Here is a 24,044-nt window from a genome sequence, read left to right on the forward strand (position 1 = left end):
TTGCCGGTTTTCGGCTAACGAAGTCTGGACCACTCGGTTCAAGGAGATACACATGAAACGTTCTGTACTGTTAGGTCTGTTCGTTACTGCTTCGCTGATGGCCTCCAGCTCGTTTGCCGCAGGCGAGCCTGCCACTCAATGCGATCTCAATTTGCAGACCATCAACAATATGAAAGGGCAGTTGGCATCGAAGCCTGAATTGAGTCAGATGGCGGAGGCCAGCGTAAGCAAGGCTCAAGAGCTCAAGGACCAGGGCAAGACCGAGGACTGTGTTGCAGAAACCCAGCGAACCATTCTGGACCTTCGCAAATCTACCGGCACCAACAATTGATCAGCGCCTTGGCCAACCTTCGGGTTGGCCTTGTCGGCCGATTGGCGTACACTGCGCAGGCTTGTTGCTCAAACAGATGTACTGAGCAATGAGTTCGGGGCCGTTTAGGATTCGACGCCGGTTGCGAAACTTTAGGTGCATGCCGAGTTGGTAACAGAACTCGTAAATCCACTGTTGCAACTTCTTATAGTTGCCAATGACGAAACCTACGGGGAATACGCTCTCGCTGCGTAAGCAGCCTTAGCCTTCCCTTCTGGTACCTTCGGGTCCAGCAATCATCAGGGGATGTCTGTAAACCCAAAATGATTGTCATATAGAACAGAATCGCCGTGCAGTACGTTGTGGACGAAGCGGCTAAAACTTACACAACTCGCCCAAAGCACCCTGCCCGTCGGGTCGCTGAGGGTTAACTTAATAGACACGGCTACGCATGTAGTACCGACAGCGGAGTACTGGCGGACGGGGGTTCAAATCCCCCCGGCTCCACCATTTGATCAACTAAAGACGTCCACGGACGTCTTTTTTTGTGCCTGAAATCCAGCAAATACGGGGGTTTCAGCGCTTATGGGAGCTTTGGAGAGTTTCTGAGTTCCAGCCGCTTTGGTATCCCAGGTGGTATCCCGAACTGCCAAATGCTATTTTCAGGATACCAAAACGGTGCTGGAGGTAGCCCCATGCCTACTAACGCAACCCGCCTCTCCGATCGCCAGCTCAAGGCGGTTAAGGCAACTGGTAAAGATTTCGTCCTCAGCGACGGCGATGGCTTACAGCTTCGAGTCCGCGCGAGCGGCTCAATGATCTGGAATTTCAATTACCGCGAGCCCCTGACCAGACGCCGTATCAATATGGCGCTCGGTCCCTACCCCGATCTTTCGCTAGCCAACGCCCGGAAGAAAGCCGCAGAGGCGCGTGAGCTGCTCGCTTTGGGCACTGATCCCAAAACCCAGCGTGATGAGGTAAGGCAAGCCAAACTTGCTGAGACTGAACACACTTTCGAGAAGGTGGCCACGGCCTGGTTCGAGCTGAAGAAAGACTCCGTAACCAAAGCCTACGCCGAAGACATTTGGAGATCGCTGACGCTTCATGTTTTCCCAAGTATGAAAACAACGCCGCTCTCTCAAATCACTGCTCCGATGGTTATAAAGATCCTTCGTCCAATTGAGGCTAAAGGGAGCCTCGAAACCGTGAAACGATTGAGCCAACGACTCAACGAAATCATGACCTACGGGGTCAACTCCGGGCTGATATTCGCGAACCCCCTCAATGGAATTCGGGCGGTGTTCAAGAAACCCAAGAAAGAGAACATGGCTGCGCTACCACCTGAGGAGCTTCCCGAGCTCATGATGGAAATCGCGAACGCCAGCATCAAGCGCACGACCCGCTGCCTGATCGAATGGCAACTGCACACGATGACCCGCCCTGCCGAAGCAGCTACCACACGATGGGCAGATATCGACTTCGACAAGCGCATTTGGACCATTCCGCCAGAGCGCATGAAAAAGCGTCGCCCGCACACCATCCCGCTGTCCGACCATGCACTCGCGCTGCTGGAGGCCCTCAAGTCCCATAGCGGGCACAGGGAATACGTGTTCCCGGCAGACAGAAACCCACGCACCCACGCCAACAGCCAGACTGCCAACATGGCGTTAAAACGCATGGGCTTCCAGGACCGCTTGGTCAGCCACGGCATGCGCTCAATGGCCAGCACCATCCTGAACGAGCACGGCTGGGACCCCGAGCTGATCGAAGTTGCCCTTGCCCATGTCGACAAGGATGAAGTTCGAAGTGCCTATAACCGGGCAGATTACATCGAACGCCGACGCCCGATGATGGCTTGGTGGAGTGAGCATATTCAGAAGGCGGCAACGGGCAGTCTGTCGGCATCTGCGATCAATCAAATTAGAGACAATAATGTCGTGCCTATACGCTGAGGGCTCACCGGAGTGCCATGGCGCGCGGCATGCCTGTGCTCCTCCGACTAAGCCCCTGCGCATGGGAGGGCTCTGCATTCCCATGCGCAGGGGCTCGCATTTAAAAGACAAACGAATTGTTAATCGAATCTCCCTTCGCCCCCTGGCAGCCGCATTTTGCCAAACAGTGATGAAAGCTATGCGGCGTTCTTGCCACAGACCGTGCGTTCCGATCGACAACTCTTCATCTAGAGGGCCTGAAGGCCCTCATTAGCTGCAGGCGGCCTACGCGTGCGAGCGTCATCAGTAGCTCACTGGCCACGAAGCACCGGTCAATGGTGGCCACTGCTATCGCATTGACCGCGATCCTGACCAGCAGGCGCGACAACAGATCAGCCTTGAGCTCAGACACCACCGAATCGATGTGGTGTCCGCGTAAATTGGACATCGAGGATGACCAAGCTCTTCAATATGGCGCTGTTCCTGAGCAGCTTCCTGACTGATCCGACCGCCACCCAGCAACTTCACCTACTTCAAGCTCGAATTATGCAAGCGGCCATCCAACAACGATGGCAGCGAGAAAATCTTTAGACGTGGCAACTCAAGCATGTGCGTCGGTTTCTGACTCAGTATCTGAAAGACCACTCCAATGTTGCCAAGTTTACTATCGACTCACCATCGTGCTGATCTGGAATCGAATGGGGGAGGGCCCAAAACGCAAAAAGGTGCACTTAGGTGAATAGCACTGTTCACCCAAAGCTCACCGCCAAAATAAGGCAGTGATTATGGACCTGAGTGCGCGCTAGGGAAGGCTCTCCGGTGTGTCTAGCGAGATCAGCGGCGAATTAACGCGGCGCTCCTAGCAGAACCGGTAAAACCCAATACCCGAATATCTATTTTTGCATCAAATCCTGCAGAAACTCCGACTCCGGCTGGACAGCCGAAACATACAGTTGATCGCGGGCACGGGTGCAAGCCACATACAGCAACTGGCGTTCGGTGTTATAGATTTCGGTCAGCTCGACCTCGTCGGCAGCAGTGTCGATGCGCATTTGTGAAGGAATGATTTCATCATCGCAAGCCATCACCGCGACCACCCGAAATTCCATACCTTTGGCCAAATGCATGGTGGTGATGCTTACAAATCCTTCTTCCGTTGCCATATCCTTGCCAAGCACACGTCCTTTTAGGCCAGCAGCCTTTACCGCCGCCTTTGCGCGTGAGAGTTCGTCTTCAGATCGGACAAAGATGCCAATTTCCTGCGGCAGTACTCCAAAGCCGTTGCATTGCCTCAACCATACGCCAACGGCCTGGCTTTCTGTATCTGCATCGATATAGCCGCGAATGGTTGGCTCCGGCCCATTGAACACGGAAATCGTACCCTTACGGCTTTCGACATTGCCGTCTACGTCGGATACCTCGGGGTCGAGCAGGCGGTCAGCCTGCGAGCGAATTTGATGTGAGGTGCGGTAATTGATATTGAGCGTACGTGAGCGACCGCGCACATCCACACCCACAGATTTCCACGAGAACGGGGTTTGGAAAATGCGTTGGCCTAGGTCCCCCGCGAAAAAGAGTGCGTTGGCGCGGTTGCCGGCAATCGCTGCGAGGAAGCGCAGTTGCTGCACGCTGATGTCCTGAGCCTCATCTACCACGATGCAATCAAACACCGGATGCTTACGGTTTGGCATGACTTCAGCAAGCTTGGCGAACATTTCTGCGGTAGTGATCTTGCCGGCTTGTTTCAACTGCTTCTGCACCTGAGCGAACGCTTGCCAATACAAGGCGCGCTGCGCTTCAGGCAAACGGGTCTTTCGGCCAAGCCGCTTGGCGTCCCTGTAAGCCTCCCATTCATGGGCCTGCAAGCTGTCCACTACATCATCCCATTCGGACAGCAAGAACGTAGCATTGGCTTTCAGACCAGGGAACTGCGCAGCAGCAGCTTTAAGCAGTGAGGAAATTTCATCGCGGCTAGCGAATGTAGGCTTACCGAACTCCGCCGCATATAAGCGAATTCCGATGGCGTCCATCGCAGCCACGTCGATGCGTTCGCCGAGCTTGGGAGTATTCCAGATCAGCCGGTATAAATTGCCTCGCAGCGCGTTGGCCAGAGTATCCGAGAACGTGGAAAGCAGCACGCGGGCGTCCTCATCCTTACGGGCGAGATGAACTGCGCGGTGCAAGGCAACTACGGTCTTGCCGGTGCCGGCTGAGCCGGACACACGCGCCGCACCGTTGTAACTTCGATCGACCAGTTGACGCTGTGCCGGGTGCAGGAACACCGTCCACTTGTCCCACGGGTACTCTAAGGCACGGGCTAGCTCGTCCATATCGGACATGACGCGGAAGCGACGCTGTGCATCCGGATGTTGGAATGGATCAGCCCCTTTATCCGCCACTTCCGGCAATGCTGGTGTGCCACCTGTTGCCAATTCGAGTAGCGCTTCGGCCGCTTCTACGGGCAGATGGTCGGCTAGTTGCAGCAGCGAATCCTCGTCGGTAGCCATCACGTCGACAAGCCATTCCTGCGGGACTCCATAGGCTAGTAATTTAGCCTCGCTATATTTTGCGAATAGCTTCGGCTTATGAGGCTTTGCCGGCGTATTGTTCTCTACGTACTTAGGAACGAGAATTTCTTCAACACGCTCACGGATTTCGACGAGCTGCGCTGCGCCGGTAGTCGGATGTACTTCAAGCTTGCGTCGCTCGGCCCATTGATAGGCCCTGTCGTGGTGGTCGACGTAGCACAGCAGCAGGCTGCCCGTTGTCTTATGGACGATCACACGTATGTCGCGACTGACTCGCACCGACCAAAAATTCGGGTCTTTAGCTCTTTCGAGCTTGTGAAAGCTCATGCCTTTGCCACTCGGATCAACCTGCAAATCGAACGCGGTGGTCTTGGTTGCCTTCTGCTCATCGCCGGTCAAGCGGGCGAGGCTGGTGGTAAACGTATCAGCGATGCGGAATTCCATCAGTTCACCTTAAATACCTTCATCACCTCATCGCCGAGGTGATTGATGACCTTCACCGCAAACCGGCCATTGCTCGGTTTCGGGAAAGGGCGCGATGTGTCGGAGTTGAGTGTCGCCCAAGCGTCGGGATCGATTTCAGCCTTGAGAGTAGTTTTCAGGGCCTTGTATGGGTCGTTCGCGCCGAGGAAGTAGGCATGGCGGACGAAGAAGGACTCCTCGTTGTAGTCGGTGTCCAGGAACCAGCAGGCGATACCGTCCGCACCGTCGCTTCTTACTTCACCAGTACTGGGGTGAAATACGTCCACTCCGTTGATGCGCACCACCAGTTGCCCGTCAGCAGGCACCTCGATAACGTCACGCTTGCCATCGTATGAGCGGATGCTGCGTCCTTGCGTGTCCAGCACGTCCACATCCGGCTCGCCGAAGATCACAAACAGATTGCCTTTGCCGGTGTTCTTTAAGTCTTCAGCCATGTGAAGGTCGGCGTTCATGCGCGCTTTGAGTACGTTGATGCGGCCCAGTTTGCTGAATTCGCTAGCGGGTGCGTCGTAGTTGAAGGCACACGCGATGAGTACGTCAAAGTTGGCATCACCCGCTTCGCGTGCAGCATCCACGAGATCAGCTCGACTAATGGTGCCGAATTCTGGGCCTACCAAGATGCCTGCACGCTTCACTTGTCCATTTTCCAGGTAGTGGCCTTCGGCGCAGACCAGTTCTCCCGGCCACGGCTTCAATGAGGTGAATTCGATCTTGTCGGATTTGTGTGCCTGCTGCACACCGGCAGAACGCAGGTTAGACAGGATCAGACTGACGAAGTCCTGGCCGTATTCGGCTTGCGTTTCGGCCACATGGTCAATCAGGTTGTCTTCCTCGTCCACACCTAACACGCGGTGCGGCGACAGCGACTCAACGGTGAATGGGCCGGCCACGCGTACACGCTTTTTGTCCGCGTACGGTTTGTCATAGAGAAACTCGGAATCGGCTTTGGCGTCGATTGACGCGTCGATTTCCTTTTGCCGGGCAATACGTTGCTGCCACCAGTCGCGGTGTAGCTTCTTCGCCGCGTCGCTCCATTTTGCACCGATCTCGCGCGGGATTTCCCATTCCCGCCATTGTTTGCCGAGCGCCTTGTTTAAGGCTACGCGCAATGGTTCCAGCACTTGCTGGAATTTGTCCCATATGACCTCGATCTCGGCGTTGTTAGCAATCGACTTCAAAGTAATGCGCGACACTCGCTCATACACGAAGCCGTGCACAATGTTGCCGTAGGTGGAGGACGAACTAGGTATGCCTCGTATAATTACGGCTTCCTTCCGCTGGCCCTCCGGAGAATCAGCCAACAGGTAGAACGGGTACCGCGCGCCCATGATGCGGGCTCTTGCCAATGCCAATGCTACTCGCGAGGTGTCGACGGTGATCCAGCGGCGTCCCCATTGTTCAGCGACATATGCCGTTGTGCCGGAGCCGCAGGTCGGGTCGAGCACAAGATCACCGGGATCGGAAGCCATCAACAAACATCGTTCGACCACGGACGTTGCTGTTTGCACGACGTAAATCAAGCCGGTGCCGATCTGTAGCGACTCCCAACGATCCGCAATAGGCAAGACCGAGAAATCATTGAGATAGCGCTTGTAGCGTAGGGTTGAAGCGCCTGCAACAACACGCCCGGCTTTCGCTAGAACCCCAAGACCAGCGATTGTAGTTTTCCAGTGGTTCGACGCGCCTGAACGATATGGCTTGTCCCGAAACTCAAAAATCTGCTCACTTGAGGCCTGACCAGATGAAATCAGACTTGTTTGTTGAAAAATCCTTCCCGGAGGAATTTCGACTTTGCGCTCCAGTTCATCACGCTTCAACCGACGCTCTTCGCCGTCTTCAAGTTCGATTTGATCGTAGCGGTCTGAAGAAACATGGCCCGCGGTTCGCTGTGTGTAAAGCTGCCGATATTTGACTTTTTCTTTCGAGCGGGCGTACCAGAGTACAAAGTCCACAGTATTCGCTAGAAGACTTGATGACTGGCTGCCGGTTTTCTGCACTTGGATCATCGAGATGAAATTGTCTTCACCAAATATTTCGTCAAGCAAGACACGCACCCGATGCACATTCTCATCACCGATCTGCAAGAAAATAGAGCCGGATTCTGTCAGTAAATCCCGGGCCACTATCATTCGGTCACGCAAGTACGTCAGATACGAATGTATGCCGTCGCGCCAGGTATCTCGGAACGCCTTTACCTGCTCCGGTTCACGGGTGATGTGTCCAGCGTTGCCATCTTTCACATCGCGGCTCGTGGTTGACCACTGGAAATTGCTATTAAATTTGATCCCGTAGGGCGGATCGAAATAGATGCACTGCACCTTGCCGCGCAACCCCTCGCGCTCGGCCAGACTCGCCATCACCTGCAGACTGTCTCCCAAGATCATCCGATTCTGCCAATGACCCTCGTGCTGGTAGAACTCCGTGCGATCCGCGCCCTCGGGCAAACCATTGAAGTCGCCGAACAAGTCCAGCGTGCCAGCTTGTGGCTCGGCAGCCTCGCGACGTCCCTCCGTCTGGCGACGTAGATCGTCGATCAGCACCTTTGGCTTGACCTTTTCTTGGATGTAAAGCGGCGGCGCATTGACGACCAGATCTGACCAGTCCTGTTGATCCTTGCCGCGCCAAATTAGTTGCGGGTCGAGATCGCGGTTGCGCTGGACCTTTTCGTCGTCCATTCCGTTGTTACCGCGTGTATATCTCACCTTGATGGGTGCCTGCTCGTGGTGTTGCATCACCGACTGATGCTCCACGGTCGGGATGTTCTTGCGCTTAGCTTCAGTGTGCGTGAGCTGTTCAACGCTCTTGCCGGGCTGCTGCGTTCTCTTGGTCGCCATCTCAGTGTTCCTTGTTTCCCGCCGCAGGCGCAGCCGTTTCAATCATTTGGTTAAACTTCGCCTCGACCTCCTTGGCAAAATCTTCCTGCATTTCGTACACGTCGCCGAATTCCACAAAGGCCCAGCGGCCGTGATTACCGAGATGGTTCACGCCAGGGACCCAATAGGTATCCATCGTGGATTTCTTTATCTTCGCGTCCTCACGCCGGTAGCCCTTTATCTCAACGATTAAATTCAGTGGATCGCTCTTACCGCGACCGTCATCCACTTGCACAATAAAGTCCGGGATATAAATGCGATTGGACGAGCCGAAGCGGTAAGGGACTTCTAGGCCGAGGTTGTGGTTTTTGGTATAGGCCAGCACCTTGGGATGGGATTCAGCAATACGGCAGAACTCAGCTTCCCAGCCACTATCCAAAATCACCCAGTTGACTTGATTCTTTGGCTGGTTTTCCACCCCAACGGTTTCCCAGCGTTCGATGCCGGGGCGCGAGGTGTTGAAGCGAACGTGCGCGGTGCTACCAGTCGGGTTGAACGGATCGAGAATAGCCTTAACCTGCCGCCCTTTTTTCAGTTCTTTCGCCGTAATGCCCTTTGTGATGTATTGGCAGGCTCTGTCCGCCAGCTCACGGTACATCAATTGAGCCGCGCAAGTGCCTCCTTTGCATTCTAGGCACTCTTCCAACCACTGGCGCACAATGCGCTTGAGTTGGCCAAACAGGGCAATCGGTGCATCTTGGCCCTGGTCACGCCAATGCTGGAACAGCAAATGCTTGGTCAGCTCCATCAGTAGAGTGGACTGGCGCACGTCTTCCAGATGCTTAATATCCAGCTCCACCGTTTCGCCGATGATGCCAGCGTTATGAGTTTTGGTCGCGCCGACGTCCTCCGGCGTTAGAGTGAGGTGATGGTCTTCATTGAATTCGGCTTCGAGTTGCTCTTCCGGTAATTCAACGCGATAGCCTTGCACGCGCGGGAACCGGATTTCCAGATGGTCGCGCTCCGGTCGCAGAGCATTTACCATGATGGTTTCACGCGGCTTGGACGGAGTGACCAAAACCGGCTTGGCCGTGAAGTCGAAGGGAATGCCGAATACGTCGGCATATTCCACGTCGAACAGGCCCGTGTTTTCGTTCAATTCGTAGTTTTGACGTCGTAGGGCACGACCGATAACCTGTTCGCACAGTAACTGCGTACCAAACGCACGCACACCAAGAATGTGGGTAACTGTATTGGCGTCCCAACCTTCGGTGAGCATGGACACCGACACCACGCAGCGGATTTGTTCGCCCAAGCGGCCCTGCTTGCCAACGGTGTTCATCACCTCTCGTAGCAGTTCGCTGTCACTCAGGTTCTCCGCCTGGCGGCGGTCGCCAGTGCGTTCGATGATCTCGCGCTTGAAGCGTTCGATCTCGTCAGCGGCCATAGCCCGAAAGTTATCGTCCAGAGCCTCACCAGATTCGAGCTGCTCGCTGTCGATAAGTAGTGTGTTCGGACGCGCGAGCGGCTCGCCATGCTCGTCGAAATTTCGGAACAGCTCCAGCCGCCCCGGCACAGGAGTGATGGACCCATCTTCATTCGTGCGTTCGAAACCAGAGATGTAATCAAACACAAGTTTGGAAGTGGCGGTGTTGTTGCACACCACTATGAAGCACGGCGGCACTTTGATGCCTGCTTGATTCCAGGCTTCGTAAGTTTTGAGGTAGTGGCCGTACAAGGCCTCCAGCGCGGTTTGCAATTCCACCGGGATAGCCAATGGGTCGAGCAAGGCGTTCTTGCCGCGCCCCTTCTTAGGCATCTTTTTCCCAATGTGCTTCCAAAGTTCGCGGTAGATGGGCATTTCCGCACCAGGGATATTGTCGGCCACTGGCACACGCGGTAATTTAACGATGCCACATTCGATAGCATCCATCAGCGAAAAGTCGCTCATCGTCCAAGGAAACAACGTACCTTCCACGTACCCGGATCCGGCCAGGAAGAACGGCGTGGCTGACAGGTCCATTACCCGCTGCAGGCCCAGTTTTCTGTTCACTGCTTCCAGGCCAGAAATCCAGAGTCGTGCGGCTTTATTATTTTCCTCAGCCTCGGCCCTCCTATCTTTATCCAGATCTTCGTCGTCCTCCGTAGCGTGCGGCTTTTCTCTGTAGCAATGATGCGCCTCATCGTTGATAACTAGGATGTTTTTCAGTCCCATCAACTCAGGCATGACTCGTTGGAGCATCTGACCCTCGGTTTCAAGCGTGTCCAGCTCGCTGCCGACGCGGCCTTGCAGCAAGCGACGCCCCCCCTTGGACAGCTCCATGCGCTCACGCAGTTTGAAAGAGTGGTAGTTGGTAATGACGATCTTGGCCTTGTCCAGATCCATCAGCATGTCACGCGGCACGATCTCGCGATTGGCGTAATAGCTGTCCGCATCGTTAGGTAGCAGCACGCGAAGACGATCTTTGATAGTCAGGCCGGGTGCGACCAGCAGGAAACCACGGGTGAATTTCTTGCTCTGCGGATGCCGCACGGCATTGACTGTCTGCCATGCGATAAGCATCGCCATGACCGTAGTCTTGCCAGCACCGGTGGCCAGCTTCAGCGCCAGACGCATTAGGCCGGGATTGGCATCTTGGCTGACCTTTTTTAGGTGATCGAGGTAGCGCTCACCATTCTTGCCGAGCTGCGGGGCTACTTCAGTCAGCCAGATAGCGGTCTCGGCCGCTTCGACCTGGCAGAAGAATGGGCGCACACCGCTGAACTTAAAGTTGCGCCAGTGCTCCAGCAAACGCGCTGTCTCGGGCGTGACACGCCACTGCGATGGTGGCAACCGCCGCCACGCATCCACCTCTCGCCGCACTGCATTAATCAATTCCGAATGACGGTAGCGCTGCCCATCGTCAGCAAGGTTCTCAACCTCATCCAGCGCCAGAGTGGTTTGCTCGCCATGGTACCGGCGTGGTTTCGGGATAGGACTTATGAAGCTGGAAGTTCGGCGAGACTCCACGATTTCTTGCGTGGGATGCCCTTTATCGTCGAGTTCCCAATGCAGCGACGGATAGCCATAAGGAGAATTGAGAATAGGCTGCTTGAAAAATTGGTCACTCACTTCTTTAGTCCCTAAAATTTTAGGCTGTTTCGGAGCGACTCAAAGCTCGAGGCCCGATCTTCAGCTACGTCCTTGGCCGGATGGCTTGTTTAGGATCGTCACCCAGCAAACGGGTGATATTGTCGATCAAATCCGTGATTATCCCTTAACGAAATGGATTGTGTAGCATTCATTAACCCCGTTTTTTTGTCATACGAGACTTAGCCTGTCAGAGCCAGTGACTAGGAATCTCAACCTGATAGTTCTTCGCCACAATGTTGAGGGTGGCAAGGATTTCTGCATGGCGGAGCTCATCATTTGGTTGCCAGCTTGCTCGATGGCCCAGGAGAGCTTTTAGCTCAGCTAGGTTGTACATACCCAAGCGATGAAAATTGCCCCAGGAAGGTTCGCCGAAAAGGTTGTAGATGACCACGGTAGAGTCGCGCTCACTTGCCAGACGCTTCTCGCCTGTGATCTTTTCGGCAGCAGCCTCAGCCTCGTCGCGGTCGTCGTAGGTATTCAGTAATTTCATTGATGCATCAGCAGTAGTGAGTGAGGCCGGATTTTACTATGTGCGAGCCAATGTATCCTGTGATTTTGGACTGCCCCAACGGTTTTGTCGTCAAGGATGCGTGTCGCAGACCAACGACTGTATCCACCGTGATAAGAACTGTTACGCATAACCTTAGCAACCTAGAACTGAATGACTTCGCTGGATGCACGCGCTTGGACGTTCAATATGGCTGAGATTCCAATGTCGAGTAAATTGGCCTGGAGGTTCTAGTGCTTGAAAGGAGAAGGCCTCTTGCGAGACAGCAAGTGTATGCGTCTGCTTAAAAGCCACGGAGACCTTATCTACCGAACGTCATTGCATCCAAGGACTTTACGAGCAAGGTTGTCTCGCCTTAACGGTGCAGCGCTTATTGAAATTGAGCAAATGTTCGGCTTTAAGGCTTTCACGCCGGCTACGAATCAACCCTGCTGTTAATTCATAGTAGTAAACGGTAGCCGGAGCTGAACATCGCAAGTAGTGCTCCAGAAACCATCTCACGTGTTTGTCTCTCCAAGACCAGGGTGTCATGCAACCCCAGCGCTCAAGAATAACCTCGTGCATCCTTTCTGCTTGCCTGATGTGCCGCTGGCGCGTTGCGTAGGCACCTCTGAGCGCCGGACTCAGAAACAACGCCATATCAAATTCGGACTTCATCCCCGACCTCCGATGTAGGCACTCACCACATCGATGCGGTTGTGCCCCAATTCGTGGCTGATCTGCTGTCGTGCACGCTGATCAAGCTCTCGATCCTCTCGATGAACACGACCGCCATTGACAGGTGTATTCAAGCCAGTCAGTTGCTCATAGCGCTCACAGGCGTAAGCCGCCCGTAGCTCATGAAAACCTTTCAACCCCTGCTCATGCAGGAAGTCCCGTGCCGGTCGCACAACTGCCTGCATAAAGTCTTTGTAGCTTTCGTCGGGCGCCAACAAATTCCGACTGCCATTGGGTGAGGCCGCGCTGGCCCAATCCAGGGCATCGCGAACTTGATCCGTCACCGTAATCCAGCGCGGTGCCGAGGCTCCTGATCGACCACCTTTAGTGCCATCCTGGATGTTGATCTTGCCCAGTCGTTGAGCCTCTCGTTGCAACCGCGGCAGGTCGGCCAAGATCGCTTCACGCAGGCGCATGCCCGTCTCCCGGGCTAAGAGAACAATGGCACTCACCCTCGCTTGGTGTCGCTCTGAGAGCATTTGCGCAATCAGCCTGACCTGTATACGGTCTTGGCCTTGCGGGGCCTCACTACGCACGATTGAACGCTGTAGGCCTAGCGCCTTACTCGGACTGGGGATTTTGACGTACTGATCACCGCGCAGCGCGGCCATCGTTCGGTTCACGCTGGACAGTCGGTTGTGCGCGGTGGCAATGCCGACGCTTCCCTGATCAACCTGCTCCCGCACGTGGACGGCGTACCGCATGAGGATCTCGCGGTCTATCTGACGCGCGTCGTTGACCCTCGGTCCGTCATCGGATCGACACCAATTCACGAAAGCCTGCCAGCGATCGCTATGAGCTTTGACGGTAGCGAAATGACCGCCGCCAAACAGGTCTTTCAGTGCTTGCGCTCCAGCATAGCTAAGCTGGCGACCGAAGCCGAAATTGCGCCCCGCTCGCTTACCGACCCGAGCCATTTTTCTGTTCCTGATCGACTGCCGCGAGATCATGCAAAAGAGCTCGCCAGTGCGCACTTACAATCGCGAATTGAGCCCAATCAGTCAGGCGAAAACACAGCGTGTTGTCGGTGACGTAAAGATGCGCACCCTCCTCTTTCAACCATTGAATAATGGCTGTCGCAGAGGCGATAGTTTTATGGGTGGTGGCGACACTGGCGACAGCGGCGACAACCCTTGTCCTGCCTGATTTTGAGCGTGGCGACAATGTGGCGACACTCGCGGCGACAAACTGCGCTTTTGGCTTTCTTTGGCGCTGAGCCAGATGGTTGCGCAGCGCCTCATCAAGATTGAACATGGCGCACCTCGAAGGTGTGGCCGTCGGTAATCAGCCAATGATGATTCAGCAACTCAACCAACAGCCTGGAAGCATGACGACTGCTCTTGCGGGCAAAGCGGGGACCGTTGCGATTCAGCTCTCGAATACTGAAGCGCTTCCAATCCTTGACCTGCAACCAGCGCAGCAGCCGGTCCGCCTCTTCCTTAACTCGACACACTGGCTCCTGCTCAGTCAGGCGCTGGATCTCGGTGAGGTAGTAGCCGACTAATGCGGAGGCCCGCTGGATATGGTCGACCTCCACGACGCTGCTCTCCTCCACAACTGCAAGAACGCCGGCGATGCGTAGCAGGTTATCGGCTGCCTTTGATCCGCTGGGCCGTACGCTGGCCAGCTCGCCAAACTCTCCCAGCTGGGCTTCGATGGCATCGTGTAAATCAATCCAGCGACGACGCGCCAATGGACTGAGGTTCAGTAGTGATAGCTTTAGAGCACCGTCAGGGCTAAGTGACCACGGCTGACGAAACAGGGCCGAAAGACGGTGGTGATAGCGCTTCAGGGCGGCGTCTTTGGACAAGTCGACGGCCTGGTAACTGCGCTGTCCGGCCAGGCTGGTAGGCCAGGTCATCAGGCAGCGACCGAGAATACCTTGCCCCTGTAGCAACGGGTCACTGAGTAACTGCATGGCCAAATACGGCTGCAACATCAGGTGCAGGCTCAAGCGCCGGTCATAAGCCCGTAGGCTTTCGCCTGTCATGGAGCGCGCTCGATCAATCGGGCTACCGTCCCAGAGTGACGACAAGGTCGTGACCGCTTTCAAACGGTGATCCCGACTCATGGTGCTGCTGCCGAGGAACTGTCCCCCTTCATCGCAGAACAGTCCCATGCTGGGCAGGTCATGGCAGAGCCCCTTGATCAGCGCTTCGATCGTCGGGTCCGTGGTGATCAACCTAGGTGCAGAGGGCTCCGCTTCGAGCAGCACGCCGTTTGTGGGGGCGGGATCGACAGGGTTGGCACGTTGCGCCTGCCGCTGTGCGGCACGGTACAGGGCGAGTTGTTCGCGGTAGCGCTGCCACTGTTCACGCTCCCATTGCCGTGCCGGCAGCAATGCACATCGGTCTGCGGCGGTCTTGCGATCACCTGAAGCGGCCACCGTGATCAGGTACAGCGACAGTGGATAATTTCTCCCGTCGAGCTGTAAGCCCGCATGACCTTGAGTGGCCAGCGCCGAGGCAGCCAACACTGATTGCGCGGCCAGTGCCTGGGGCACGCCTATGACCCCGGCCATTCGCTCTACCGCAGGCCCAAGAATCCCACCCAGTGCCTGCACCGGATAAGGCTGGGTCACGGGATTCGACTCAATCAGCGGTCGAGGCGGTCGCGGTAGTTCAAGCTTCGGATCTAGCTGCTGCATGGGCCCTTTCCTCGTTCATTGCTGGTTGTCCTCACCTAGTCCCGCCGCGGATGTTGAGTGTTATCAGGGATCAAGGCCCCTGCGACCTGTGAGGTGTTCACTGACGTGGAACGAACGGCTCCTTACGACCGGGAGCAAGGGCATGACCCCATGAATCTGGCCTCCTTAGACGCATCCGAAGATGCGGGCGGGTGGAGGCTGTGCCGACTGACGAGTTCGGCAACTGGAGATCCTGAGCGGGAGAAGGCAACGACATCGACACCTGGGGCATGCCTGACTGTCAGTCAGGTGCAGTCTTTCCATAGGCTGCGGCACCGGCGTCTGTGTCGTTGCGGATGGTGACGAATCGGATTTGTCTGGCCGATTGTCACGAGGAGAGTTGCGGCAACGCCCTGTACGACGTGGCTTGCAGCAGTAGTACGAGCGCCCGTCTCTTTCCGGGAGAAAGAGACGGGCGCGGTCTGGCGCAGCGAAGTGTGCCAAAAGGTGAGGTTGCTGCAGCGCAGCGAGGTAGGCCCGTCGTCTGCCGCAATGGACAGATCGGTCGAGTAGGCATCCATCACTCTTGGAGAGTGACCGTGCGAGCCGCCGGACGCTAATCGCACTTGGGGAAGATCCACCACGCGAGTGGCGTAGCCTTAAAGGTTCTGGCTACCTGGGCAGGTGCTGCCAATGACAGCGATCTGTGCGCCAATTTTTATACCCACTCGAAAAGGCGGTCAAGCGTCACAGCCAATGCGCTGAGAAAGTGGCGACTGTCGCCACTTCTGTCGCCATGCTCCAGGCCACGTTACACGTGGGTTGTCGCCGGCGTCGCCGCTGTCGCCACATCTACATCCATGCCCAACGAAAAGATTCGCACATACACTGAATAGCGTTGCGCACGACAGGATCGCGGGGAATTAATGACGGGTGAAAGCAAGTGTGGCGTTAATCAAATATGAAAATTGGAGAGTGGAACGCGGCGGCCTAGAGAAAAAGCGAGTGAACCCTCCGATCGGCGCGATCAAAGATCGCTTGATCGGAGGGTTTGGCGGGAAAAGCAAATCTCAAACGTCAATTACAGACTCAGGCATCAAAGCGGGTTGATTGGGAAGTGACGGACTCACGTCGCATGATCAGCGTCTGCTGCAACCGTAGCAAAAAACCGGCTTCAAATGCCTCTTGTGGATCACCTGGACGATGACGCTTTCGGTTCTGAGACAGCGCCCACCATAACGGAAGTGATGAGCCTTCAAGCCAAGTCTCCGCGCAACGAACGCCCTCCTTTATTACCGGCGCGAACTCATCACCCCACGGTGTTTGGATCGCGGGAGACCCTTCAGCGGACGGGACAGAGACATACTCATGGATCTGTTGATGGACGCTTTGAGCCGGAATGCCAGTTAAATTCCGGAATGCCTTGTCGTACAACACGGCGGCGTCATCCAACAACTCTACTGCAAGCTCAACGTCTTGCGGAAAATGAAGCAGAACACTCTGGGCTCCGTTAAGTCGGAGAGTGGCAGCCTGCCGCAGTCTAATCGCTGCATCTTCAGGGGTAAGCGATGAAGTATCGATGCTGGTAGGTTTGGGGAGGCCGATGAGAAGCGAAAGATCAAACATCGCGGAATCCTCCGAGATAGTTTGCAGCTTGAACCGTTTGGCCGGGGTGGCGCACGTGCTTAAAAGGGGGACAGGTCATTTTCCTTATCTCCTCGGACAGTTAAGGAGCCGTCCACCCAGCCGTTCTGACACGAAATGGGTGGCGGACCGTACGGGGGTCAGAAACCGGCGTCCGAGGGAACCGGCCAGGCCGAAGCCTGCCCCGCACGGACCGCCATAGAAAAGCAGCAGCTAGGCCTCTGAAAGCACCTAATCGCCGGCTATGGCGCTATGCGCCTCGAACAATTCAGGTTCTGACACCCGGCCACGGGATTGACCGCGACGGAACAAAGCGTAAATGCGAAGCCGCGACAACACAAGCATGAGTATCAATACGGCTGCGTTCGAACAAGCGCTCCAAGCAGAAACTCACGCACATCCGAATTTAGTGGTTATGACAAGCCAGGTACCATGTAATGCCTTCTTATTTCCGAAGCCGTCCACAGTGATAGAATCGGTAACGCTATACACGACACCCTCTCGAGAAATGTTATGTCTACAGAGCTGACGGAAGAAGAAATGCGCCGGGCGCTATTCGGTGAGCCTCAGGCCACTGCATTGGTAATCGACACTCACGCGCAAGACACTGCACCGGAACTAGTGATTGAGGAGCCGACGAAGGTAGTGAAGAAAAAGAAATTATCAAATACCTTTACTCCCAGATTGAGAGTCACCCTGAGGGTTGGGAATGAATTCGAAGGCAAAATGCAAGAGATCGTACATGAGGCCGATACGCTTAGCTCCCTAGTTGCAGAGCAAGACGCTACGAGGATAGCCAAGAAAAAATTTAGGTTTGTGGAAGTTATTTCGGTCAAGTCGCTGTAAACGGCCCCTGAACCACCTTTAAACCGGATTCCATTCTAGAAGTACCTAACCTACCAGATGATGTTGATTGAGGTGTCAAACCTATAATACGGTAGCTGTTAGTCGGCTTTAAACTAACAGCCGATCCAAAATCTCAATGACTCACTGATCGCCAACTCTCTCCGCAGCCCTCGGTAGCGACGGGCGGAAGCAGGCCACGGGCGGACACATCAAAGATGTCTATGAAACTAAAAACGATTAACACTCGGAACCGCCAGCAGGGCATTGGCGGGCCGCAACACTCCGGAGCCCCTACGGTGAGTAAAGATGAGTTGTGCAGGCCTCAACTCCGGACGAAATACGTCTCCCGCGCTGATAGCGCCAGTGTTTTGCACTCTGAATCAATATATCTCGTAGGCTGCACATTTCAAAGCGATTATCATTACTAGGCGGACATGTCGCCACCCAAGAAAGGAATCGAAAAGCATGAGCGTTAATGACAGCTTGAGAAAGCCGCTGGACTCTGAACCAGATGGCCCGTATGGTGAAATTACCGATATCTCTATAATTCTGACTGAGACTGCACTAAGTCGCGTCGGGGTTTCGTTGGAGAGTCATTGGAAGGAGGCGGGAAAAGGTTGGATGTACCGGGTCGATTCAGCTGATCCCAAAATCCCACAGCTACGCCATGTGCATATAGCCAAGACTAAGAATAAATCAGCCAAGAATATGCAAGTTTCGTGGAACGTGGACGGCACCCGGCATGACAAGGCATCTTTCAACGTTGACCTTAGCAAGCAGAAGTACGTTCGTGAACTGGCAATGAGGGTTTTGAAGCTGAGTGATACCGTTAGCCTAGAAAACGCAGATACTCATAAAATCAACTTTGAGCCTCTACAAAGCGACGTGCCGACAGCTTCACAGGATGGATCAGAAGTCTATATACGCTTTGGTCATATTGAAACTATTAAGACACGCCTCCCCGCTTGGCTAAGAATATAGAGGCTGTGAGTCGCCAATGAAAATTAGCGGTCAGCGAGATGTTGCAGTTTTAGGGTAGCTTTTGACCGATCGCGATTGACCTTTCGGCCAAGGGCGACCTCTATGATAGGCAAAAACGGGCCTGTTTTAATCATTAAATATCCTTAGTAGTCTGACGTACCGCCCGATTGATAAATGAGGTTAGAAAAGCCGTCGACGCCTCATTGTTATACAGTAACGCCAAAAGCGTATAGAAAATTAAAAGCTTGAAAGGTGCGAGCAAAGCGCTATTATGCTCTGACTCCCCTATGGGGATAACGGTATTGCCTTCTACCGGTTAGCAATAGCCGGTCTTCAGCTGCGAGGACTCGCACTGATGGGGGGGAGGCGTCAAAGCCTTCCCAACCATGTGATAACTTACTTTTACTTGGGTTTATACCGTGGAAAAGCCTGAGTCTAACTCGGGCTTTTTTGTTTTTATGGGAGGGAGATTATGAGGTTAGAGAAACAACTTGAAGTTATAATTCTTGAGGAGGCCGAGAAGTTAATTACTCGCTATCATGAATACCATAATAGAGTGCATCTTGAAGCCAAGAGGAATGCAAGACGTCTCGGGGATGCCGCGCCTACCAAAAAAATATATACACCTGACTATTGGGATATCAATAAAAAGTACAATCCATTCTATGTCAGGAGCAAACACAAAAGTATTGCTCGATCAATTGCGAAAAAAATAGAAGATCGTACCTACACCCCGAACAGTCCATACATTAAATCTGTTCCTAAGCCTGATGGCGGTATAAGAAAGGTAGCAATCTACCAAATTCCCGACGCGGCCATATCAAAGATGTTCTTCAATAGACTTCTGGCTAAAAATCGACATCGCTTTAGCTCATTTTCTTATGCCTACCGAAATGACAGGAATGTTCATTTTGCAATACAAGATATCTCCGTTGACCTTCGAAGAAACGAAAGAACATTTTTAGCTGAGTTTGATTTTTCGGACTTTTTCGGATCTATTTCTCATTCATTCCTTAAAGACCAGTTCTTAGAGAATGGATTTTTTATCAGTCCAGAAGAAAAATTCATAGTTAATTCGTTTTTGAGAGAGAGAAAGGTTGGCGTTCCTCAGGGCACATCCATTAGTCTTTTTTTGGCAAATCTGACCTGTTGGAAATTCGACCAAGATTTGGAACGGGAAGGTGTAAAGTTTTCGCGCTATGCCGATGATACAATTGTATGGTCTCCAGACTACTCAAAAATATGTAACGCATTTGGTTATATCAATGATTTCTCCAAACAAGCGGGCGTTAAAATCAACGTCACTAAGTCCGAAGGAATATCACTACTAACGAAAGATGGCTTACCATCTGAAATAGTTGCAAAAACGCGTCTAAACTTCTTAGGATATGCTCTTTCAGTTGACAAGGTCTCGATTAAAGACAAATCACTTAAAAAAATTCAGAAGCAAATCTCATATATTCTCTATCGTAATTTAGTTCAGCCTCTCAAGCAGCAAAGTCTGGCAGGCCAGCGCATACCAGCGAATGATAAAGACGTCAATCTGATGTCGGCCATTTTGGAGGTGCGCAGATATATGTATGGAGGCCTCAGCCATAAACAAATTAAAGATTATTTGTCTGGCAGGGCCAAAAGAATATATTTCAAGGGGGTGATGAGCTTTTATCCCTTGGTCGATGACGTCATTCAGCTAACGATGCTTGATGGATGGCTCCTCTCAGTTATTCATCGAACTTTAAAGTTGCGCTCAACGCTACTTATAAGCCACGGACATAATAGATCGAATCGTTTTCCTTTTAACGCATCTAGAATACAACTCTTAAATACCTGCTCAAAAAATCCATTGCTCGAAATTCCTAGTTTTTTACTAATACAAAAGGCCTTGAAGAAAGGATTGGTTGAGAGTGGCATTGAAAGGGTTATGAATCCCGACTCTCTAAACTATGACTATCGCTGATCGTCGTCCAACGAAGCTTATAGCCTTAGCATTTCGAAAGGATGGACGGCTGTTTTTGTCCGATAAGGACCAGTAATAGGCCTAGCTCATGCGGCATTTGCGCCTGACTTGACCCTGCGCATGCTCAACGAATTGTCGCAATCACCGGACGGGGTTAACAGGCCGATCGCACTACTGGCCTGTCAGGCCTACTTAAGAGCGCTGATTCTGTGACCTACGTCTCCGCAGAACAAATATACCGGTACGTTCTCATCCCTTGAGTCTTGATCCTAGCGGTGAATGGCAGTATGCCGCCACCTTACAAAATTTCGCTTAAAGGCACCACAGGTCAACGACGCTTGCCCGTACCGTAGCTACCTGGCAGTGCCCTGCGGCTTGTTATTGTGTCCCATCCGCGAGTTGCAGATGGCGTCATGCTTCTAGAACCGTCCTCCTCCTCGTCAATATTTCTTAGAAGGGCGTCGTAATTGCGCTTGAGGATAGAAAAGTTTTCGATCTCCTCCGCTACCTGCGCTTCTAGTTCCGCGATCCGGTTTTCTCTCACTCCAAGCGCTAGCTCTAGAGCTTCGACCTTCTCGACCTGCTGCTCAGCTATCAGCTTATGTTTCTTTAGGGCGCGATTGCGCTTACCCAGTTTCTCCAATGCACTACTCATCTCATATTTTGACGAGGCCTTTTGCTCTTCTAAAAGCTCGCTGCTGACCACGCTGTATTTTTCGTGCAGCTTGAGCAATTTTTTAAAGTCGGCGAATGTGAACTCTACAAAGTCAGTGGCTTTGTCCCCGCCAGGTAGCATGATCGTCGTGAGATTTGTGAATCGCACTGACTCAAGAAACCGGAATTTTTTTTCAGTGAGCAGCCCACCACCTTTAGCATCAGATCGGCTCGTCCGAGCAACAGTTTTGCCAATAGCTTTGCGAGACATACCACTGCCACCTCGTTAAATTGATAGCTCTGATCATAGCGCGAGGGAGGCTCGAGACACAGTGCTGAACGCCTAGTCAGTCAAGCTATACCGGCCATCTCTCCTAGCATCTGGGTAGTGATCGAACCGTCACCTACCGCCCCCAACAGACCAGCCTCACGATTGAAGCAGGCCCGCACTTGCGAGTGCGATGCCGAGGATCTGCTCGCCCGTTAGATCAACGAAGCCCGTCGCAGCCTGGAAGCTGCATATCCTTGCGAGAGGTGACAATCACCCGCTCCTCGTTATCGAAGCGTCTAGCGGCTGTTTGATTCGCGCCGACACATTGATTGAGTTTTCGGCGACCAGTGAGACCCGCTGTGCTGGAAGGATCTGCTGTTGAACAACCCCAACCGAATAATGCTCCTCAAAAACAATTGCAGGCAGCGTGGAAATTTACCGTCATCCTTGGCTAGTCGACACGTGCCCTCGCAAGCAACGTGTCACGTTGATAGGTTGGGCACGAAATTTGAAAGCAAATTGATACTACACCGCTCTGCCGTTGAGTTTCTACGAAGGCAACTTAGAGCCAAGCCGCAACGCGCGATTGCTACCTGTTGTTCCGACAGTTATAAAAAGACCACCGCTTACGATGGATGTGAAGCAATGTTGCCAGATCGACTAAAGCAGGAGTGGGGGTCACTTGAACATTATTTGTGAGGTATTCCAATTGGTATTCCAATCAAAATAAAAAACCAATATTAATTATAATAATCAATCACATAAAATACCAATTCAGATTACCCCGGCCCACCAACTCTCAACGACAAAGCCCGCCCAGTGCGGGCTTTGTCGCATCTGCAGGTCCCGCAACACCAACTCGGCTGGCATCCTGCTCCGAAGATCGCCGCCGGATTCCAGTCACCCCCACGGTTGGACGGCCCCACGGCTACAGATCTATCCTTCGAACCACATAGGCCATTACCCGAAGGACCCTCATGAACATCTGGCTCGGCGCCGCACTCGCGACCCTCGTCTCACTGTCTGCCCACGCTGCCACCACCGACGTCCCGCCGCGGATTCAGCAAGTCGTCTACAAAAGCGGCTATGGCAGCGTGCAGTTCAAGCAGTCGATCAAGGGCTATAAAACGGCGGAGTACAAACTCAGCGCGAAGGCCGGGCAGATCCTGACTGTGGACTTCAAGCCCTCCAACAGTTCCGCCTATTTCAATATCACCGCCAAAGGCGCGGATTACGCGCTGTTCAACGGTTCGATCATGGGCAATCACTTCATCGGCTCGTTACCCGCCGACGGCGATTACACGGTGCAGGTCTATCTCATGCGCAACGCAGCCCGACGCAATGAAGTGGCCAACTACGAAATTTCGCTGATCGTCGCCAACGGCGACGCTGTGGATAACAATCCACCTTTCGACCAGAACCTGGCGTTGCAGGGCATCGACTTTCATGTGAAGGCGGTTCAGGTCGATGGCAAGCCCGCCGTGCGCATCGAGCCCAAAGGCCTGGAAATCGACAACTCGCCGATCACCCACCCGCTCAACGGCAGCATCGTCCGCGCCGAAGTCGCCGACCTCAATAACGATGGCTCGCCCGAGGTCTATATCGCTACACGCTCGCCCGGTCGCGGTATGCCGGGAGAACTGATCGCCTACTCCGCCAACCGGAAAAAATCCCTGAGCGAAATCTATTTGCCGCCAATCAGCGAAAATCCAAAAGCGGCCGAGGGGTATCAGGGCGAGGATTCGTTTGCGGTGGTGGAGAACACGCTCGTGCAGCGCTTTCCGGTGTACGACAGCGCCGACGCGGGTGCGGGTCGGACGGGGAAGATGCGGCAGATCCAGTACAAACTGGTGGCGGGAGAGGCTGGGTGGATTTTGCGCGAAGAGAAAGTAGAAGAGTAATCGGCCCGGCTGCGTCTGGGCTTGAACCTATGGCACCGTGCACACGGCCATGCCACAGGCGACATACCCGGCGACATCATGAACAACGAGAGAAGCATTAGCTTCCTACATTCCACGTCCTAGGAAATTTCCCTCAACACGCGTCGACTTTCATGAACTGGTGAACAGTTTTTTCCGGCGCTACCCTCCATGACTCGCTGCCATCCAGCGGACGGTTTGACAGACCGCCCCCGCAGAGATTGTTCATTCCACGGAGCTACGTCATGAAAAAGATCACCCGACTTTCCCTTGTTGGAGCGGCATCCGCCGACGCGCAAACGCCCGGCCAGCAATCACCCGCCAGCGCAACCGGTCGAAATCGCCGCCGTACCATCCCCCTCAAGCAGATGTTCAGCGTGCGCGACGATGTCGACACGATCACTCTGCTCTCGCACGCCAGTGATCTTCTCGATTCCCTCACGCAGATCAGCGCAAACTTTGCCGATGAATGCGAAGGTTCCCAACGCCATATCGCGGTGGCGATCAGGCAACTGAGCGCGTTGGCCGAAATTGTCGTCTGTCGGGCACGGGACCAGGTTGTGCAACAGGGGTCGCCTGCCCCATCAGGCCCTGAAGTGCGCCACTAACCGGCGACACCGGCACAGACCGCGCCGTCGCCCGGGCAGTCCATCGAGATGAATTTTTCTTCACTGCCGGGCGGGTGCCAAACCGGTACAGTCCGCTCGCTCATTCAAGAAACTA

General features: G+C 53.9%; 17 protein-coding genes, 1 other RNA gene and 2 pseudogenes. 10 read left to right on the top strand and 10 right to left on the bottom strand.

Annotated elements, in window-relative coordinates:
* Positions 1-52: 52 nt before the first annotated feature.
* The 5 genes and pseudogenes from JFT86_RS02545 (at position 53) to JFT86_RS29190 (ending at position 2,984) form a co-directional block, all read left to right on the top strand.
* The gene (locus JFT86_RS02545) at positions 53-331 is read left to right on the top strand and encodes a hypothetical protein (protein WP_201235532.1); all 279 of its coding nucleotides are present in this window, start codon (positions 53-55) and stop codon (positions 329-331) included.
* A gap of 96 nt (positions 332-427) precedes the next feature.
* Positions 428-820: a transfer-messenger RNA gene (ssrA, locus tag JFT86_RS02550) on the top strand.
* A 185-nt stretch (positions 821-1,005) separates the two neighbouring features.
* Entirely contained in the window at positions 1,006-2,262 is a 1,257-nt protein-coding gene (locus JFT86_RS02555) for an integrase domain-containing protein (protein WP_101273051.1), read from the top strand.
* Between the two features lie 138 nt (positions 2,263-2,400).
* A pseudogene (locus JFT86_RS29185) lies at positions 2,401-2,680 on the top strand (integrase); the annotation flags it as partial.
* Between the two features lie 14 nt (positions 2,681-2,694).
* A pseudogene (locus JFT86_RS29190) lies at positions 2,695-2,984 on the top strand (hypothetical protein).
* Between the two features lie 150 nt (positions 2,985-3,134).
* On the opposite strand, the gene JFT86_RS02560 reads toward JFT86_RS29190, so the two are convergent.
* The 9 genes from JFT86_RS02560 to JFT86_RS02595 all read right to left on the bottom strand — a co-directional run bounded on the left by JFT86_RS02560 (position 3,135) and on the right by JFT86_RS02595 (position 16,675).
* Complete coding sequence (locus tag JFT86_RS02560) at positions 3,135-5,213, bottom strand: UvrD-helicase domain-containing protein (protein ID WP_201234081.1); 2,079 nt, start codon at positions 5,211-5,213, stop codon at positions 3,135-3,137.
* Positions 5,213-8,086 carry a DNA methyltransferase gene (locus JFT86_RS02565; RefSeq protein WP_242489358.1) on the bottom strand — a complete coding sequence of 958 codons (2,874 nt, stop codon included), beginning with the start codon at positions 8,084-8,086 and terminating at the stop codon, positions 5,213-5,215. Before JFT86_RS02565 ends, JFT86_RS02560 begins: the two co-directional genes overlap by 1 nt.
* A 1-nt stretch (position 8,087) precedes the next feature.
* Positions 8,088-11,177, bottom strand: coding sequence for a DEAD/DEAH box helicase family protein (locus JFT86_RS02570; RefSeq protein WP_101273055.1), 3,090 nt, complete (start codon positions 11,175-11,177; stop codon positions 8,088-8,090).
* 208 nt (positions 11,178-11,385) lie between these two features.
* On the bottom strand, positions 11,386-11,688 hold the full coding sequence (locus tag JFT86_RS02575; protein ID WP_101273056.1) for a hypothetical protein: 303 nt from the start codon (positions 11,686-11,688) through the stop codon (positions 11,386-11,388).
* Between the two features lie 351 nt (positions 11,689-12,039).
* Positions 12,040-12,363 (bottom strand): hypothetical protein, encoded by a 324-nt coding sequence (locus JFT86_RS29195; protein ID WP_101273057.1) that lies wholly within the window; start codon positions 12,361-12,363, stop codon positions 12,040-12,042.
* On the bottom strand, positions 12,360-13,340 hold the full coding sequence (locus tag JFT86_RS02580) for an integrase domain-containing protein (protein ID WP_201234080.1): 981 nt from the start codon (positions 13,338-13,340) through the stop codon (positions 12,360-12,362). The genes JFT86_RS29195 and JFT86_RS02580 overlap by 4 nt, the downstream gene beginning before the upstream one ends.
* Positions 13,324-13,677, bottom strand: coding sequence for a hypothetical protein (locus JFT86_RS02585; RefSeq protein ID WP_201234079.1), 354 nt, complete (start codon positions 13,675-13,677; stop codon positions 13,324-13,326). The genes JFT86_RS02580 and JFT86_RS02585 overlap by 17 nt, the downstream gene beginning before the upstream one ends.
* The gene (locus tag JFT86_RS02590; protein ID WP_201234078.1) at positions 13,664-15,070 is read right to left on the bottom strand and encodes a YfjI family protein; all 1,407 of its coding nucleotides are present in this window, start codon (positions 15,068-15,070) and stop codon (positions 13,664-13,666) included. The genes JFT86_RS02585 and JFT86_RS02590 overlap by 14 nt, the downstream gene beginning before the upstream one ends.
* Positions 15,071-16,138: 1,068 nt before the next feature.
* A complete protein-coding gene (locus tag JFT86_RS02595) occupies positions 16,139-16,675 on the bottom strand; it encodes a LasR-specific antiactivator QslA (RefSeq protein ID WP_201234077.1) in 537 nt (178 codons plus the stop codon).
* Positions 16,676-17,206: 531 nt separating this feature from the next.
* Between JFT86_RS02595 and JFT86_RS02600 the strand changes: the two genes are divergently transcribed.
* The 3 genes from JFT86_RS02600 to JFT86_RS02610 all read left to right on the top strand — a co-directional run bounded on the left by JFT86_RS02600 (position 17,207) and on the right by JFT86_RS02610 (position 20,477).
* Positions 17,207-17,539, top strand: a complete 333-nt coding sequence (locus JFT86_RS02600) for a hypothetical protein (protein WP_101273062.1) — start codon at positions 17,207-17,209, stop codon at positions 17,537-17,539.
* A gap of 465 nt (positions 17,540-18,004) precedes the next feature.
* Positions 18,005-18,520, top strand: coding sequence for a DUF6367 family protein (locus JFT86_RS02605; protein ID WP_101273063.1), 516 nt, complete (start codon positions 18,005-18,007; stop codon positions 18,518-18,520).
* Between the two features lie 472 nt (positions 18,521-18,992).
* Positions 18,993-20,477 carry a reverse transcriptase domain-containing protein gene (locus JFT86_RS02610; protein ID WP_101273064.1) on the top strand — a complete coding sequence of 495 codons (1,485 nt, stop codon included), beginning with the start codon at positions 18,993-18,995 and terminating at the stop codon, positions 20,475-20,477.
* A gap of 328 nt (positions 20,478-20,805) precedes the next feature.
* On the opposite strand, the gene JFT86_RS02615 is transcribed toward JFT86_RS02610, so the two are convergent.
* Entirely contained in the window at positions 20,806-21,402 is a 597-nt protein-coding gene (locus JFT86_RS02615; protein ID WP_157832196.1) for a hypothetical protein, read from the bottom strand.
* A gap of 977 nt (positions 21,403-22,379) precedes the next feature.
* Between JFT86_RS02615 and JFT86_RS02620 the strand changes: the two genes are divergently transcribed.
* Positions 22,380-23,303, top strand: coding sequence for a hypothetical protein (locus JFT86_RS02620; protein ID WP_201235534.1), 924 nt, complete (start codon positions 22,380-22,382; stop codon positions 23,301-23,303).
* A 263-nt stretch (positions 23,304-23,566) separates the two neighbouring features.
* Positions 23,567-23,929, top strand: a complete 363-nt coding sequence (locus JFT86_RS02625; RefSeq protein WP_201234073.1) for a hypothetical protein — start codon at positions 23,567-23,569, stop codon at positions 23,927-23,929.
* Positions 23,930-24,044: the final 115 nt, after the last annotated feature.

Source organism: Pseudomonas sp. TH06, assembly GCF_016651305.1.
Taxonomy (GTDB): Bacteria; Pseudomonadota; Gammaproteobacteria; order Pseudomonadales; family Pseudomonadaceae; genus Aquipseudomonas.

Excerpts from the sequence above, each read along its gene's own strand:
- JFT86_RS02615 (WP_157832196.1), bottom strand. The coding sequence starts at position 21,402 with ATGTCTCGCAAAGCTATTGGCAAAACTGTTGCTCGGACGAGCCGATCT.
- JFT86_RS29195 (WP_101273057.1), bottom strand. The coding sequence starts at position 12,363 with ATGAAGTCCGAATTTGATATGGCGTTGTTTCTGAGTCCGGCGCTCAGA.
- JFT86_RS02565 (WP_242489358.1), bottom strand. The coding sequence starts at position 8,086 with ATGGCGACCAAGAGAACGCAGCAGCCCGGCAAGAGCGTTGAACAGCTC.
- JFT86_RS02600 (WP_101273062.1), top strand. The coding sequence starts at position 17,207 with ATGTCTACAGAGCTGACGGAAGAAGAAATGCGCCGGGCGCTATTCGGT.
- JFT86_RS02585 (WP_201234079.1), bottom strand. The coding sequence starts at position 13,677 with ATGTTCAATCTTGATGAGGCGCTGCGCAACCATCTGGCTCAGCGCCAA.
- JFT86_RS02610 (WP_101273064.1), top strand. The coding sequence starts at position 18,993 with ATGAGGTTAGAGAAACAACTTGAAGTTATAATTCTTGAGGAGGCCGAG.
- JFT86_RS02620 (WP_201235534.1), top strand. The coding sequence starts at position 22,380 with ATGAACATCTGGCTCGGCGCCGCACTCGCGACCCTCGTCTCACTGTCT.
- JFT86_RS02595 (WP_201234077.1), bottom strand. The coding sequence starts at position 16,675 with ATGTTTGATCTTTCGCTTCTCATCGGCCTCCCCAAACCTACCAGCATC.
- JFT86_RS02560 (WP_201234081.1), bottom strand. The coding sequence starts at position 5,213 with ATGGAATTCCGCATCGCTGATACGTTTACCACCAGCCTCGCCCGCTTG.
- JFT86_RS02605 (WP_101273063.1), top strand. The coding sequence starts at position 18,005 with ATGAGCGTTAATGACAGCTTGAGAAAGCCGCTGGACTCTGAACCAGAT.
- JFT86_RS02555 (WP_101273051.1), top strand. The coding sequence starts at position 1,006 with ATGCCTACTAACGCAACCCGCCTCTCCGATCGCCAGCTCAAGGCGGTT.
- JFT86_RS02590 (WP_201234078.1), bottom strand. The coding sequence starts at position 15,070 with ATGCAGCAGCTAGATCCGAAGCTTGAACTACCGCGACCGCCTCGACCG.
- JFT86_RS02625 (WP_201234073.1), top strand. The coding sequence starts at position 23,567 with ATGAAAAAGATCACCCGACTTTCCCTTGTTGGAGCGGCATCCGCCGAC.
- JFT86_RS02575 (WP_101273056.1), bottom strand. The coding sequence starts at position 11,688 with ATGAAATTACTGAATACCTACGACGACCGCGACGAGGCTGAGGCTGCT.
- JFT86_RS02580 (WP_201234080.1), bottom strand. The coding sequence starts at position 13,340 with ATGGCTCGGGTCGGTAAGCGAGCGGGGCGCAATTTCGGCTTCGGTCGC.
- JFT86_RS02545 (WP_201235532.1), top strand. The coding sequence starts at position 53 with ATGAAACGTTCTGTACTGTTAGGTCTGTTCGTTACTGCTTCGCTGATG.